Source organism: Streptacidiphilus sp. MAP12-20, from assembly GCF_041262525.1.
In the GTDB taxonomy this organism is placed as follows: Bacteria; Actinomycetota; Actinomycetes; order Streptomycetales; family Streptomycetaceae; genus Streptacidiphilus.
Genome location: NZ_JBGCCK010000007.1, coordinates 160936 through 174580 on the forward strand (window position 1 = coordinate 160936; position 13645 = coordinate 174580).

At 72.5% G+C, this 13645-nt stretch carries 14 protein-coding genes, 1 tRNA gene and 1 pseudogene; 6 read left to right on the plus strand and 10 right to left on the minus strand.

Features of this window, described 5'->3' with window-relative positions:
* Positions 1–60: 60 nt before the first annotated feature.
* The gene (locus tag ABIA32_RS11660; RefSeq protein ID WP_370093962.1) at positions 61–660 is read right to left on the minus strand and encodes a histidine phosphatase family protein; all 600 of its coding nucleotides are present in this window, start codon (positions 658–660) and stop codon (positions 61–63) included.
* Positions 661–731: 71 nt separating this feature from the next.
* Between ABIA32_RS11660 and ABIA32_RS11665 the strand changes: the two genes are divergently transcribed.
* Positions 732–1577, plus strand: coding sequence for a TIGR02452 family protein (locus ABIA32_RS11665; protein ID WP_370093963.1), 846 nt, complete (start codon positions 732–734; stop codon positions 1575–1577).
* Positions 1578–1582: 5 nt separating this feature from the next.
* On the opposite strand, the gene ABIA32_RS11670 is transcribed toward ABIA32_RS11665, so the two are convergent.
* From ABIA32_RS11670 to ABIA32_RS11690, 5 genes and pseudogenes are all read right to left on the minus strand, one after another.
* Positions 1583–2257 (minus strand): PhzF family phenazine biosynthesis protein, encoded by a 675-nt coding sequence (locus ABIA32_RS11670; protein WP_370093964.1) that lies wholly within the window; start codon positions 2255–2257, stop codon positions 1583–1585.
* Between the two features lie 25 nt (positions 2258–2282).
* Positions 2283–2408 carry a hypothetical protein gene (locus ABIA32_RS11675; RefSeq protein ID WP_370094131.1) on the minus strand — a complete coding sequence of 42 codons (126 nt, stop codon included), beginning with the start codon at positions 2406–2408 and terminating at the stop codon, positions 2283–2285.
* Positions 2409–2427: 19 nt separating this feature from the next.
* A pseudogene (locus ABIA32_RS11680) lies at positions 2428–2574 on the minus strand (SigE family RNA polymerase sigma factor); the annotation flags it as partial.
* A 106-nt stretch (positions 2575–2680) separates the two neighbouring features.
* Positions 2681–4387: a SpoIIE family protein phosphatase gene (locus ABIA32_RS11685; RefSeq protein WP_370093965.1), complete on the minus strand. Its 1707-nt coding sequence runs from the start codon at positions 4385–4387 to the stop codon at positions 2681–2683.
* Positions 4388–4484: 97 nt separating this feature from the next.
* Positions 4485–4567, minus strand: a tRNA-Leu gene (locus tag ABIA32_RS11690).
* A 250-nt stretch (positions 4568–4817) separates the two neighbouring features.
* Between ABIA32_RS11690 and ABIA32_RS11695 the strand changes: the two genes are divergently transcribed.
* From ABIA32_RS11695 to ABIA32_RS11705, 3 genes are all read left to right on the plus strand, one after another.
* Complete coding sequence (locus ABIA32_RS11695; protein WP_370093966.1) at positions 4818–6149, plus strand: M20/M25/M40 family metallo-hydrolase; 1332 nt, start codon at positions 4818–4820, stop codon at positions 6147–6149.
* A 156-nt stretch (positions 6150–6305) separates the two neighbouring features.
* Positions 6306–6548: a chaplin gene (locus tag ABIA32_RS11700; RefSeq protein ID WP_370093967.1), complete on the plus strand. Its 243-nt coding sequence runs from the start codon at positions 6306–6308 to the stop codon at positions 6546–6548.
* Positions 6549–6773: 225 nt separating this feature from the next.
* Positions 6774–7550: a chaplin gene (locus ABIA32_RS11705; RefSeq protein WP_370093968.1), complete on the plus strand. Its 777-nt coding sequence runs from the start codon at positions 6774–6776 to the stop codon at positions 7548–7550.
* Here ABIA32_RS11705 and ABIA32_RS11710 read toward each other — a convergent pair.
* Positions 7535–7771 carry a DUF5703 family protein gene (locus tag ABIA32_RS11710; protein WP_370093969.1) on the minus strand — a complete coding sequence of 79 codons (237 nt, stop codon included), beginning with the start codon at positions 7769–7771 and terminating at the stop codon, positions 7535–7537. The genes ABIA32_RS11705 and ABIA32_RS11710 overlap by 16 nt on opposite strands.
* A 231-nt stretch (positions 7772–8002) precedes the next feature.
* Here ABIA32_RS11710 and ABIA32_RS11715 point away from each other — a divergent pair, with 231 nt between their 5' ends.
* Positions 8003–8620, plus strand: a complete 618-nt coding sequence (locus ABIA32_RS11715) for a hypothetical protein (protein WP_370093970.1) — start codon at positions 8003–8005, stop codon at positions 8618–8620.
* A 58-nt stretch (positions 8621–8678) separates the two neighbouring features.
* Here the strand turns inward: ABIA32_RS11715 and ABIA32_RS11720 are convergent, their stop codons facing one another.
* Complete coding sequence (locus ABIA32_RS11720; protein ID WP_370093971.1) at positions 8679–10520, minus strand: helix-hairpin-helix domain-containing protein; 1842 nt, start codon at positions 10518–10520, stop codon at positions 8679–8681.
* Between the two features lie 137 nt (positions 10521–10657).
* Positions 10658–11641, minus strand: coding sequence for an aldo/keto reductase (locus ABIA32_RS11725; protein ID WP_370093972.1), 984 nt, complete (start codon positions 11639–11641; stop codon positions 10658–10660).
* A 200-nt stretch (positions 11642–11841) separates the two neighbouring features.
* On the opposite strand from ABIA32_RS11725, the gene ABIA32_RS11730 reads away from it, so the two are divergent.
* Positions 11842–12903, plus strand: a complete 1062-nt coding sequence (locus ABIA32_RS11730) for an LLM class F420-dependent oxidoreductase (RefSeq protein WP_370093973.1) — start codon at positions 11842–11844, stop codon at positions 12901–12903.
* A gap of 79 nt (positions 12904–12982) precedes the next feature.
* Here ABIA32_RS11730 and ABIA32_RS11735 read toward each other — a convergent pair whose 3' ends face one another.
* The gene (locus ABIA32_RS11735; protein WP_370093974.1) at positions 12983–13609 is read right to left on the minus strand and encodes a hypothetical protein; all 627 of its coding nucleotides are present in this window, start codon (positions 13607–13609) and stop codon (positions 12983–12985) included.
* Between the last annotated feature and the right edge of the window lie 36 nt (positions 13610–13645).

Sequence of the window (13645 nt, forward strand, 5' to 3'; positions counted from 1 at the left end):
AATGTCCAGATTGCCAGCAGGCACGAGCATAGGCGAAGCGACGGCGGTCAGCTTCCCGGTTCAGCCGCGGGGCCGTTCGTTCCAGGTCGCGATGACGGGCCGGCCGTGCTCGGTGCTGAGTCGGCTGATCGTTCCCGTCGCCAGCAGGAACAGCGCGCCGCCGGACGGCGGCAGGCCGAGCCGCCGCGCGGTGAGCACCCGGAGGAAGTGCGCGTGCGCGACGAGCACGACATCGCCGCCCATTCCGTTGGCCAGCGCGGCCTCCGCCTTGGCGATCACCCGGTCCGCGCGGATGCCGACCTCCTCCGGCGACTCGCCCGGATGCCCCTCAGGACCGGGGGCGACGCCGTCGGTCCACAGGTTCCAGCCGGGCCGGGTGCGGTGGATCTCGCGGGTGGTGATGCCCTCGTAGCCGCCGTAGTCCCACTCCTGCAGATCCGGATCGACCCGCGCGTCCAGCCCCGCCAGCTTGGCCGTGTCCTGGGCCCGGCCCATAGGACTCACCAGGGCGAGGCATATCTTGTGCTCGCCCAACAGCGGCGCGAGCGCCCGCGCCTGGGCCTCCCCGCCGGGGGTGAGCGGCTTCTCGGTCCAGCTGGTGTGCTGACCGGACAGGCTCCACTCGGTCTCGCCGTGCCGCACGAGGATCAGATCGCTCATGCCGCCACGCTACCGGGCGCGCCCGACAATTCGCTCGACCAGATGTGCGGACTGCCCCTAACGTCCGGGGCGTGAGCAGTCGACTTCGCACCTACGCCGAGCAGAACCGGTCCATCGTCGTCGCCGGGGGATACACGGCCGCCGACGGGACGCGCGTTCCGATCGCGGAGGCGTTGGCCGCCGCAGTCGCCGGCACCCGCTGCGTCGCACCGGACGAGCCGCTGACGGTGCGCGGTGGAGGTGGCGGTGGCGGTGGCGGTGAGGCCACCACGGCCTTCGAGGTCACCGACGAGGGGAGCCTGACGGCGGCGCGTCGGCTGGTCGGCACGGGCGGCGGCCGGGTCGCGGTGCTCAACTTCGCCTCGGCGCGCAACGTCGGCGGCGGCTACCTCGGCGGCGCCCGCGCCCAGGAGGAGGACCTGTGCCGCCACGCTCTCCTCTATCCGTGTCTTCGTCAGGCCCCCGAGTACTACGAGGCGCACCGGGTCAGTGACGACCTGCTCTACAGCGACCGGGTGATCTGGTCCCCGGACGTCCCCGTCCACCGGGGCGAGGGCGGCGAGCTGCTCGCCCGGCCGTTCCCGGTCTCCTTCCTCACCTGCCCGGCCCCGAACGCGGGCGCGCTGCTCCGCCGCGAGCCGGACGCGGGCCCCCGCATCCGCGAGGCGCTGACGCGCCGGTCCGGTCGCGTGCTGGGTGCGGCGGCCCAGGAGGGAGCTCGGCAACTCGTGCTCGGGGCCTGGGGCTGCGGGGTCTTCCGCAACGATCCGCGCGAGGTGGCGGAGGCCTTCGCCGTGTGGCTCGCGCCGGGCGGCGACTACGCGGGGGCCTTCGAGCGGGTGGTCTTCGCCGTCTGGGACCGCGCCGAGCCCTCGGCGAACAGGAACGCGTTCGCCGAGGTCTTGGGCGGCCGGTAGGCCCGTTACAGCGTCCGCACCTCGTGCGCGACGACCCGGCCGCCCACGTCCACGACGCCGTCCGGGCGGGGCCGGGTCAGGATCTGCGAGCCGACGCCCTGACGGATGTTCAGCGGCCGCTGGAGTTCCTCGGTGAGCACGACGGCGGCAGCGCCGGTGGCTTCGTCCTCCTCGATCCCGTCCCCACGCCCGGGGAACCCGCGCGTCCGCACGCCGCCGGCCGCCTCGTCCGCCCACGCCCAGGCGTACAGCCAGCCCGTCCCCAGCGGCGGTACGCCAAGCGCGTCCACCTCGGCGACGCTCCCGTACTGCTTCGTCCGCCGCCCGGCGGCCCAGGCGGCCCGGCCCCGGATCCAGCTGAACTCCCCGGCCTCCCACGCCGGCACGTCCCCGGCCTCCGGCCGCAGCGTCTCCACGACGAAGCCTTCCCGCCGCAGCAGCCACCCGGTCCCGACGAGCGGATGCCCGGCGAAGAGGAGCCGCGCGCCGGGCGTGTAGATGTCCACGCGCCCCTCGGCGGCGTCATCGACGAACACGGTCTCGGAGAACTGGAGCTCCATCGCCAGCGCCTGACGCTCGGCCCGCTCGGGGTGGGCCCCACCGTCCAGCACCACCCCGAGCAGATTCCCCGCGTTGCCGCCGGGACCGCAGAACACCTTGAGAACGTGAAGATCACTCATGGGTCCCTATTCAACACTCCTGAAGCTATCCGACCGCTGCCGTGGCCCAGAGCGGGCTCAGCGCCATGGCCTTGAGCTGGTCCGGGGTCAGCGCCGGCGTGAGCGTCGACACGGTGCCGCTGGAACCGAGCAACGTGCGCGTGGCCTCCATGAACAACTGGACCCGTGTGCCAGCGGACGAAGACCCGCGCCAGCGTCTCCTGGACGAGATCCTCGGCGAGATGGGTGTCGCCGCCGGTGAGCAGGCAGGCGGAGCGGTAGAGATCCCCCGCCCGCGCGGCGGAGAACTCCAGATACTCCGCTGTCTTCTCCGCCATGTCCCTGTGGGTCCCCTCGTCGGTTCGGCCTGCCTCACCCCATCGACGCTTTGACCCTGCCGTTGCCTTACATCGTTCCGGAAGGAATTTCGAACGCCTCGGGCGGCTACCGCCGCAGTCGCGCGGCGAGCAGCGCCACGTCGTCTTCCGCGCGCACGGCGGCCAAGCCGGTCAGCGCGGTGTCCAACAAGCGCTCCAGCGGTGCGTCCGGGTCCAGGTCCAGCGCGGCCAGACCCTCCAGAGAGACCTCAATGTCCTCGCCGCGGCGTTCCACCAAGCCGTCCGTGTACAGCAGCAGCACCGAGCCGGGCGAGAGCGCCAGCGTCGTGCTGCGGTAGTGGCCGATGCCCGCGCCCAGCGGTGGGTCGCCGGGGAGCTCGACGAACTGCGCGCCCAGGCCGCGCCGCAACAGGAGAGGCGGCAGGTGGCCCGCGCCCGCCAGGGTCACCGTCCCGGCCGCGGGGTCGATCTCGGCGACCAGGCAGGTGGCGACCCGGTCCAGGCCCAGCGCCTCGACCGTGCGCTGAGCCTCGCTCAGGATCTTCTCCGGTCCCCAGCCCTGGAAGGCCAGCGCCCGCATCAGCGAGCGGTACTCGCCCATCGTGGCCGCCGCCTCCAGCCCGTGACCCATCACGTCACCCACGACCAGCAGCGTCCGGCCGCCAGGGAGGGCCATCGAGTCGAACCAGTCGCCGCCCACCTCCGCCGTCGTCCCGGCGGGCAGGTACCGGCCGGCGCACTCGACGTCGCCGTGCGGGCGGGTCCGCTCCGACAGCAGGGCGCGCTGCAGGACCAGCGCGGTCTCGTGCTCGTGCGCGTAACGCTGCGCGTTGTTGATGCTGTTGGCCGCGCGCCGGGCCAGCTCGCCGACCAGGTCCACGTCCTCCTGCGAGAACGGCGGTGACTCGCCCGCCCGCACCAGATTCACCACCCCGATCACGCCGTCCCGCACCTTCAACGGCACGCACAGCGCCGAGTGCATGCCGAGGCGGCGGTAGCGGGAGACCCTTTCCGCGTCGGGGGCGTCCGCGGCCAGCTGGTCGTCGGCGGGGAGGTTCGAGACCACCGGACGCTCCTCCGCCAGGCAGCGCGCCGCCGCCGAGGACGGCTGCGGGCTGTGCGTGGAGCCGGGCGCGCCGAACTCGCGGCCCGCCTTGACCAGCGCGGGCGTGGTGCTCATGGCCAGCCGGCGCAGCCGCAGCCCGTCGCCGGGCCGCTCCGGGCGCTCGCTGCCGTCGACCACGTCGACCACCGCGATGTCGGTCAGCCGGGGGACCAGCAGCCGGGTCAGCTCCTTGCAGGTGAGCTGAACGTCCAGCGTGGTGCCGATCCGCGTCGCGGCCTCGTCCAGCAGCGCGAGCCTGGTCCGGGCCCGGTCCAGGGCCTGCTGGATCCGGCGGTCCTCGGTGATCTCCAGAACCATGGCGACGACGCCCAGCACCTCGCCCGACGGCGTCTCCAGCCGGTTGTAGGCGTTGTGCCACCAGCGCGGCTCGCCGGAGGGGTCGGCCGAGGTGGTGCCCTCGACGGTGTGGTGGCGGGGCTTGCCGTCCGCGAGGACGGCCCGCAGCTCGGCCTCGGCCGCCTCGACGTCGATGCCGGGCACGACCTCGGCGATCCTGCGGCCTACGTGCAGGGCCGTACCGACGCCGTTCAGCTGGGCCAGGGCCTCGTTGACGTAGGTGTAGCGGAGCTCGGTGTCGAGCACCGCGACGCCCACGATCGCCCGGTCCAGAATCTGCCGCAGCAGCCGCAGATCGTCAGCAGGGCCGACGACGTCCGTCGGCTCCGGCCGCGAGTTCACCTCGCCCATACGCAGATCGTCCCATCCCCGCTGCCGCCCCGCCGGTCCGTCTGGCCGGAATGCAGAATCGCCGACCCGGATGAACCGGGCCGGCGAAACCGATGCGTGCGCGAGGGGGGACTTGAACCCCCACGCCCCGAAGGGCACTAGCACCTCAAGCTAGCGCGTCTGCCATTCCGCCACCCGCGCATCGGACTCTGTCCGCTCTGGCCTGTCGGCCTCGCTGACGAGGTAAACCATAGCAAAGATCAGCGAGGGTTCCGAACCGCGTTTTCGGGTCGTCGGAGGACGCCCGGCGGGCCGCCGTCGAGGCGGGGACCTGCGCCGATGCGCGGCGCTCTTGGGTGGCGGCATGCGGCCGGGGGAGGATGGGCCGGGGCCGCGGGGCGGGAGTGCCCGGAGGCGAGCCCGACGTGACGTGGGAGAGAGGCTGAGCAGCGTGAGCGAGACAGTGGGCGTCAACCCGACGGGCGGTTTCGGCGAGGCGGAGGTCGCCGAGCTGTGCCGGGACCTGATTCGGATCGACACCAGCAACTACGGCGACGGGTCGGGACCCGGCGAGCGCGCGGCGGCGGAGTACGTGGCCGAGAAGCTGGCGGAGTTCGGCCTGGAGCCGCAGATCATCGAGTCGGCCAAGGGCCGCGCCAGCACCATCGCCCGCATCGCCGGCGAGGACCCCTCCCGCCCGGCGCTGCTGATCCACGGGCACACCGACGTCGTCCCCGCCAATGCGGCCGATTGGACCCACCATCCCTTCGCCGGCGAGATCGCCGACGGCATGGTCTGGGGACGCGGCGCGGTGGACATGAAGGACATGGACGCGATGACGCTCGCCGTCGTCCGCGACCGCCTGCGCAGCGGGCGCAAGCCCCCGCGCGACATCGTGCTCGCCTTCCTCGCCGACGAGGAGGCGGGCGGCGTCTACGGCGCGCACCACCTGGTCGACAAGCACCGCGGCCTCTTCGACGGCGTCAGCGAGGCGATCGGCGAGGTCGGCGGCTTCTCCTTCACGGTCGACGAGAACCTGCGGCTCTACCTGGTCGAGACCGCGGAGAAGGGCATGCACTGGATGCGGCTCACCGTGGACGGCACCGCCGGCCACGGCTCCATGACCAACAAGGACAACGCCATCACCGAGCTGTGCGAGGCGGTGGCCAGGCTCGGGCGGCACCAGTTCCCGGTGCGGATCACCAAGGGCGTGCGGCACTTCCTGGACGAGCTCTCCGACGCGCTCGGCGTCGAGCTGGACCCGGAGGACATGGACACCACGCTGGAGCGGCTCGGCGGCATCGCGAAGCTGATCGGCGCGACGCTGCGCAACACCGCCCAGCCGACGATGCTCGGGGCCGGCTACAAGGTCAACGTCATCCCCGGCCAGGCCACCGCGCATGTGGACGGGCGCTTCCTGCCCGGCTACGAGGAGGAGTTCCTGGCCGAGCTTGACTCCGTCCTCGGCCCGCGCGTCCGCCGCGAGGACGTGCACACCGACAAGGCGGTGGAGACCGACTTCGACGGCCCGCTGGTGGCGGCGATGCAGGCGGCGCTGAAGGCCGAGGACCCGATCGCCCGCGCCGTCCCGTACACGCTCTCGGGCGGCACGGACGCGAAGTCCTTCTCCGAGCTCGGAATCCGCTGCTTCGGTTTCGCGCCGCTGCGGCTGCCCGCGGACCTGGATTTCGCCGGAATGTTCCACGGAGTGGACGAGCGCGTTCCGGTCGACGCCCTCCAGTTCGGCGTGCGGGTGCTCGACCGCTTCATCGATCAGTGCTGAATCGAGCAGTGCGGAATTTCTCATCTTCGTATAGGCGTGCGTATTCCTCACTCCAACGGGTGAGAGTTTCTGCGGCGACGTACCCCATTTGCCGCAGCCTCGTTCACCCATATGCAGCTCAGCGAATGAGCTGTTCCCACGGAGAAGGAGGAGACCATGCAGGTCAAGAAGATCGTCGCCGTCGTTGCCACCGCCGGTGGTCTGGCCCTGGCCGGTGCCGGTGTCGCCAGTGCCCACAGCGGTGCCCAGGCCGAGGGCGCCGCCTGGGGTTCCCCGGGGGTGCTGTCCGGCAACGTGATCCAGGTTCCGGTGCACATCCCGGTGAACGTCTGCGGCAACACCATCAGCGTCATCGGTCTGCTCAACCCCGCTTTCGGCAACCACTGCGAGAACAACTGAGCCGGTCCCGGATGATTCCGGACGACTGAGGCGACCACGGCCCCGGGAGGCTGCATTCCTCCCGGGGCCGTGGCATTCCACGAGTCAACCGTGCCCCGCGCTTCGCACTCTCGTTGGGAGTGGTACGGGGGGCACGTGACCAGCACGGACCAGTACGCAGAGATGACAGACTGAGGGCAGGGCAAAACCATGCGACAAGCTGCCAAACGCGGTTTGCTCACGGTCATGGCGACCGGGAGCGTCTTGGCTTCCACGGCGGGTTATGCGGCGGGGTTCGCCTACGCCGGCTCGGGCGCTGCCGGCGCCGCGAGCGACTCCCCGGGCGTGGCCTCCGGCAATGCGGTGCAGGTGCCCGTCTCGGTGCCCGTCAACGCCTGCGGGAACACGGTGAACGTGATCGGGGCGCTCAACCCCGCCTACGGCAACCACTGCGCCAACTCCGACTCCCGTCGCAGCGGCGGCAGTACGGCCGAGGGCGGCACCAGCAACTCCCCGGGCGCAGGCTCGGGCAACAGCCTGCAGGTCCCGGTCGACGTGCCGGTCAACCTGTGCGGCAACTCCGTCAACGCCGCCGGTGCGGGAAACCCCGCCTTCGGCAACGACTGTTCGAACAGCGGCTCGGGCTCCAGCTCCGGCTCCGGCGGTACCACCGGCGGCAGCCCGACTCCGTCGCCCACCCATTCCTGCCCGGGTTGCGGCGGCAGTAGTGGTGGCGGCACGGGTGGTCCCGGCGGTGGCAGCACGGGCGGCGAGCAGCCCCCGCCGCCGCAGGGCGGCAGTCCCTCGTCCTCGCCGACCGTCTCGTCCACCGGCGGGCAGCACCACAGCCCGCCGCCGCCGAACGGCGGTTCGACGGGCGGCAGCTCCGGCGGAGGCGGCGGTGAGGTGCTCGCCGAGACCGGTGGCGGCAACGAGGCCCTGGTCCTGGCGCCGATCGGCGCGCTCGTCACCGCCGGCGGCGTGCTGCTGTACCGCCGCTCGCGGCGTCAGCTGTCCAAGTAGGCGCTCAGCGGACTGCGCACCTGACGGATGATCCGTCGTTTGAGCGTGATCTTGCGCCGTCCGTCCGGGTAGAGGCGGAGTCGGTCCAGCTCCCAGTGGCCGTACTCCGCCTGCTCGGTGAGCAGCGCGCGGGCCTCGTTCCTGGAGACGGTGCGCGGCAGCAGCAGCGAGCGGAACTCGTACTCGGACTGACGGGTGATCTTGCTTGGGGGTGGGGTCAAAGCTCTCCTCCCGCGGATGAACACAGGTAAGCCTACGACCGGGCCGGGCCGGTCCTGAAGAACGATGCCCCGGCGGGCTGTCCCAGAAGACTGCCCAGAGCGTAGGCCCGGCAATCGGACCGGGCGGACGGGGCCGAACCTGGGCCGGACCGGTGGTTCATGTGATCGATTTTGCTACCAGCCCGATAACAGCAGTGCGCAGGGAGCCCGCGAACGGATAGCGTTCGAGGCATGTCTGATGTCGTGCGTCCCACGGAAGCCCAGGTCGCCCAGGTACGTAGCGCGGCTGACGCGGTGAAGGCCGCGATCGACGCGCATTTGGCCGCCGTCGAGGTGAGAGCGGGCGCCGGCGATCCTTCGGTCGCCGAGTCGTACGAGGCGCTCGCCGACGCCGCGGAGGTCTACGACGAACTCCTCGATGAGGTCTACGAGGAGTTCACCCCGTTCGAGGTGCCCCACCCCGGCGACGGCGGGCTCCCCGACACCGTCGAACCCGCGGCGATCAGCGTTCTGATCCGTCGGGACTACGCCGTCGCCAACCCCCGTCTGCTCCGCGAATCCGTCGGCGGCCCCACCACCGCCGCGGCGTTGCGCGCGCTCTTCGGCGACTACGAACCGGACCGTGTCGCCCGCCACGCGGCCGAATTCGGCCTGGAGGAGGGCGACTCCACGCTCTGGGTCGTCGCCGCCGACCAGGGCGAGCCGGGTGAGTGGCTGGCCGAGCCCTTCGACGTGGCCGAGCCGGAGCTGCTGATCTCCCGCTTCGACGTCGTCGAGGAGTACGAGGACGACGAGGACGAGACCGAAGACGTGGACGAGGCCGAGGTCGGCGTCCTCGACCCGAGCTGATCCGGGCGGGGGAGGTGCGGCCGGGCTTCGGTCAACTCCCCCGCGAGGCCATCGTTCCCTATTCGCCCATGAGGATCGCGCGCAGGCGGGTGGTGCGCGGGCGGGCCGCGTGGGTGGCGAGGAGCTGGGGGAGGGCCGGGCCGAGGGTGTCGACCAGGGAGAGGTGGCGTTCGCCGCGGCCGCAGGCCGTGTAGAGCCACTGGCGGCTCAGCTCGGCACCCGCGTCAGCCGGAACGATGACGACGACACCGGGCCAGCGTCGGCCCGCCGCCTGGTGGGCCGTCAAAGCCCAGCCGTGGCGCAGTTCGCCGATCGACTCACGGGGGACGACGGCGGTCTCGCCATCCGCGCCGAAGGCGATCTCCAGCCCCTCCGGGACCGCTCCCCGGACCACGCCCTCGCGCAGCGTGCCCGGCGTGGGCGCGTGCGCGACCGCGTCGCCCGCGTCGAAGCCGCCGAACTGGCCGGGGCCGGGGTTGAGTCGCTGCTTGAGCGCCGCGTTCACGGCGCGCGTCCCCGACGGCCCGGCGTGGCCGGGGACCAGCACCCGGACCTGTTCGGCCGGGATGCCGAGTGCGCGCGGGATGGAGTCGCCCACCAGCTGCACGGCGCGGTGCACCGCCTCGGCCGCGTCGCGGGCCTGGACGACGACGACCTCCTTCTCGGGTGCGTCGACGGGCTCGAGCTCGCCGATCCCGATGCAGGAGACGAGCTCGCCGATCGGACCGAAGTCCGGCTGCCGCGAGGCCACGACGGGCCCCGGCTTGGCCGCCAGCAGATCCGCGAAGACCCGCCCGGGGCCCGGCGACCAGAGCTCGCCCGGATCGCCGCTCAGCACCAGCCGCGCACCGTCGGCCAGCGACTCCACGAGCGTCGCGGCGAGCTCGACGTCGAGCACGGGCGCGTCGCAGACGATCAGCAGGTCGAGCGCGAGCGTGCCGTCCTCCTGACGCGGGCCGGCGGCGAGCAGCGCGGCGAGGGGTTGAGCCTCGGGACCGAGACGGCGGCCGCTGTCGGCGTGCGCGGCGGTCAGCGCGGCACGCAGGCCGAGCCGCTGCGCGGCGTCGAGCAGGGCGGCCGGCTCGCTGCGCGCCGTCTCGCCGCCCGTGTGCAGCACCAGCGGTGCGTCCGCGACCGCGCGGATCAGCGCGGCGGCCGAGGAGTTCGGCGCGGCCTCGGCGACCTCGTCCCACGTGGGCCGCTGAGTCGCCGCGGAACGGGCCGCAGGCGCGTCGGCCGTGTCGGTGACCTCGGCGTCCGCGCCGCCTGCGGCTGCCTCCCGGCCCGGGAAGGTCGCGGTCAGGCGCATGAGGCCGTCCGCCGCGCTCTCCTCCGCGAGGGCCAGGCGGTCGAGAGCCAGCAGGACGCGGCCGGCCGCGCCCTCCTCCGACTCGTCCTCGTCGTCGCCCTCCTCCTGGAAGGTCATCACCCCACCCTCGGTGAGCACCGCGAGCAGCGCCTCGTCCGGATCGGGCACGCCCTCCCGGCCCAGCCCGGCGCGGATCTCGGCCAGCTCGACGGCCGTGTGCCCGTGCAGCGCCGCGCGCTCCAGCAGCCACTGGACCAGCGCGTTCGCCCGCCGCGCGTCTCCGGGCGCGGCGTCCGCGCCCAGCAGACCGCGCGCGAACGCGTCCGCGTTGGCCGGCAGCACGCCGGGCAGGGCGAGGACGGCCCACGGATCCTCCCGCAGGGCCTCCGCGGCGCGCTCGCCGAGCGCGGCGACGAGGGCTCCCGCGAGCTGCGCGGGTGCGCCGCCTTCGGTCAGCACGGCCGCCGCGTCGGCGACGGCGTCGCGCGCCTGCGCGTCCAGGTCCTGCGCCTGGCCGTCCGCCGTGCGGATCGCCTCGGCGAGCTGCGCGGTGACGGTGCTCGCGCTGACGGTGCTCGAGGTCTCAGTCATCGGTGGCGGCCCTTCGGAATGGAACGAGATGGAACGGGTGGGAACCCTGCCTGTCCCGAGAACGCTATCGGTCACCACTGACAGAACCGGCCTCGGCGCAGCACGGCTCGGTACAGCGCGGCTCAGTGCAGCGCGGTTCAGTACAGTGCGGTCCAGTTCTGGTCCGGGTACACGTGCACCGGCGCGGAGATGTCGTCCAGCGCGGCGCGGATCTCCTCGGGCAGCGTCAGCGCCTCCACCGCGAGCGCGGCCTGCAGCTGCGAGGCCGTGCGCGCGCCGACGACGGGCGCGGTGACGCCCTCCCGGTCCCGCACCCAGGCCAGCGCGACCTGCAACGGCGTGCTGGCCAGGCCGTCCGCGGCGGTGGCCACCGCGTCGACGATGCGGCGGCCGCGCTCGTCCAGGTACGGGTGCACGAACGCGCCGAAGGAGGGCGAGGCGCCGCGCGAGTCCGGCGGCGTGCCGTGCCGGTACTTGCCGGTCAGCACGCCGCGGCCCAGCGGCGAGGAGGCCAGCACGCCGATCCCGGCGTCCAGCGCGGCCGGCAGCACCTCACGCTCTATGCCGCGCTGGAGCAGCGAGTACTCCATCTGCGTCCCGGCCAGCGGCGTCCGCCCCGGCACGGCCCGCTGCCAGGTGGCGGCCTTGGCCAGCTGCCAGCCGCAGTAGTTGCTGACGCCCGCGTACCGGGCCCGGCCGCTGCTGACCGCGAGGTCGAGCGCGTGCAGGGTCTCCTCCATCGGGGTGTCCGGGTCGTAGGCGTGGACCTGCCACAGGTCGACGTAGTCGGTGCCGAGCCGGTCGAGCGAGGCGTCGAGCGCCCGGAGCAGATGGCCGCGTGAGCCGTCGAAGCGACGGTCGCGGTCGGGGACGCTGCCGGCCTTCGTCGCGATGACCAACTCGGCGCGCGGCACCAGGTTGTCCATCAACTGGGAGAGCAGGTACTCCGCGCCGCCGTCGGCGTAGACGTCCGCCGTGTCGACGAGGGTGCCGCCCGCGTCCACGAAGGCCTTGAGCTGGTCGGCGGCGTCGTGCTCGTCCACGTCCCGGCCCCAGGTCATGGTGCCCAGGCCGAGTCGGGACACGCGAAGACCGGTGCGGCCCAGATGACGCTGTTGCACGTGCGGATGCCTTCCGTCGTGGTCGCGGGATACGTTGATGGTGGCGGGGCGAGCCTACGCGGATCGGGGCTGCCCCGGGGGCATCGGGGACCACCCGTACGGCGGCGTGTCCGGGCGGCGGAACGGGCCCTACTGACTAGTAGCATCGCGCGAGCGCGGGGGTTAGAGTCGGGCCAGACTTTCACCAAGGAGGCACCACCGTGCGACTCGGGATCAACCTCGGCTACTGGGGGCTCGGCAACGACGCCGACAACATCGCTGTCGCACAGGAGGCCGACCGCCTCGGCTACTCCGTGTGCTGGGCGGCGGAGGCATACGGCTCCGACGCGGCGACGGTGCTCGCCTACGTGGCGGCCAAGACCGAGCGCATCGACGTCGGCTCCGCGATCTTCCAGATCCCGGCCCGCACCCCCACGATGACGGCGATGACGGCCGCCACCCTGGACACCCTCTCCGGCGGCCGGTTCCGGCTCGGCCTCGGCGTGTCAGGACCGCAGGTCTCGGAGGGCTGGTACGGCGTCAAGTTCGACAAGCCGCTCGCCCGCACCCGCGAGTACGTCGAGATCATCCGCAAGGCGATGTCCCGCGAGCGGGTCACCCACGACGGCGCCAACTGGACCCTCCCGCTGCCGGGCGGTCCCGGCAAGGCGCTCAAGCTGACGATCCACCCGGTGCGCGAGCACATCCCGCTCTACATCGCCGCCATCGGCCCGAAGAACCTGGAGCTGACGGGCGAGATCGCCGACGGCTGGCTCGGCATCTTCTTCGCTCCGGAGCAGGCCGAACTCTCCCTCGGCCCGGTCCGCACGGGCCGCGAGAAGGCGGGTCTGACCCTGGACGGCTTCGACGTGGCCCCCAACGTCCCGATCGCCGTCGCCGCGAGCGACAGCGAGGCGGACCTGGCCGCGGCGGCGGACATCTTCCGCCACTACACCGCGCTGTACGTAGGCGGCATGGGCAGCAAGGAGCAGAACTTCTACAACCGCATCGCCGGCCGCATGGGCTACGAGGCCGAGGCGGAGGAGGTCCAGAAGCTCTACCTCTCCGGCGACAAGGCGGGCGCGGCAGCGGCGATCCCGCAGCAGCTCATCGACTCCACCACCCTCGTCGGCACCCGCGCCCGCATCGCCGACCGCCTCACCGCCTACGCGGCTGCCGGCGTGACGACGGTCAACCTCGCCCCGGGCGGCTTCACGCTCGACGAGCGGATCCTCGCGCTGCGCACGGCGGCGGAGGCCGTGGAGCTGGCAGGGTTGGCCTGACAGCACGGTCCTTACCACGAAGCGCCCCGGCGTGACCCAGCCATCGCTGACAGCCGACCGATCAACCATGGAGGCCGGATCAGGCGTGCGGCAGTTCGCTGACGGCCGGCCGACGGCCTCCGTAGGAGGCGACCAACGCGTCTGCCACGATCGCGGCGTCTGCCACGGCCTCGTCCGCCGGGTACTCCGGCAGCAAGTCGTCCCAGATGACCATCCACGACCCGTACAGTTGGGCTTGCCCCTCGGGACGGGCGAAGAACCAGATGTGCAGATGGGCGCCACCGTCTCCGATGCGGTAGACGTGGGCCCGCGAGATGTGCGGCAGCGCTTGCACATGGCGGGCGATGTGAGTGGTGAGCACCCCCAATTCGGCCGCCAGTTCGTCGGGCAGGTCCGCCAGGTCAAAGTGATCGCGTGGATGCAGCATCAGCGCCAGTGGCACGCCGACTCCGGTGATCCGGGTGAGCCGCCAGCGGTCGTTGAGCCAGATGCCCTCGTCCCGGCTGCGGCACGCGTTGCAGTCCGACGGGTCCTCGCCGTGCCGCGCCGGTTCGGGCAGAACCGGCGGGCGCAGCGGTGCGACGCGCAGGCCGTCCGGCTCGAACGGACTGATCTCCCACCCCGTCATACGGGCCAGTGGGAGCCGTCGTTCATCATCGGCAGCGGTACGCGCGTGAGCGTAGAACTCGTCAGGTCGCAGGGCCATGGCCGAAGACTACTGTTGTTCGATGGCAGCCTGGTG

What these genes read in the sequence shown, in the direction of transcription:
- ABIA32_RS11660 (WP_370093962.1), bottom strand. Translation starts at nt 660, where the DNA reads ATGAGCGATCTGATCCTCGTGCGGCACGGCGAGACCGAGTGGAGCCTG.
- ABIA32_RS11670 (WP_370093964.1), bottom strand. Translation starts at nt 2,257, where the DNA reads ATGAGTGATCTTCACGTTCTCAAGGTGTTCTGCGGTCCCGGCGGCAAC.
- ABIA32_RS11675 (WP_370094131.1), bottom strand. Translation starts at nt 2,408, where the DNA reads ATGGAGGCCACGCGCACGTTGCTCGGTTCCAGCGGCACCGTGTCGACG.
- ABIA32_RS11685 (WP_370093965.1), bottom strand. Translation starts at nt 4,387, where the DNA reads ATGGGCGAGGTGAACTCGCGGCCGGAGCCGACGGACGTCGTCGGCCCT.
- ABIA32_RS11700 (WP_370093967.1), top strand. Translation starts at nt 6,306, where the DNA reads ATGCAGGTCAAGAAGATCGTCGCCGTCGTTGCCACCGCCGGTGGTCTG.
- ABIA32_RS11705 (WP_370093968.1), top strand. Translation starts at nt 6,774, where the DNA reads ATGGCGACCGGGAGCGTCTTGGCTTCCACGGCGGGTTATGCGGCGGGG.
- ABIA32_RS11715 (WP_370093970.1), top strand. Translation starts at nt 8,003, where the DNA reads ATGTCTGATGTCGTGCGTCCCACGGAAGCCCAGGTCGCCCAGGTACGT.
- ABIA32_RS11720 (WP_370093971.1), bottom strand. Translation starts at nt 10,520, where the DNA reads ATGACTGAGACCTCGAGCACCGTCAGCGCGAGCACCGTCACCGCGCAG.
- ABIA32_RS11735 (WP_370093974.1), bottom strand. Translation starts at nt 13,609, where the DNA reads ATGGCCCTGCGACCTGACGAGTTCTACGCTCACGCGCGTACCGCTGCC.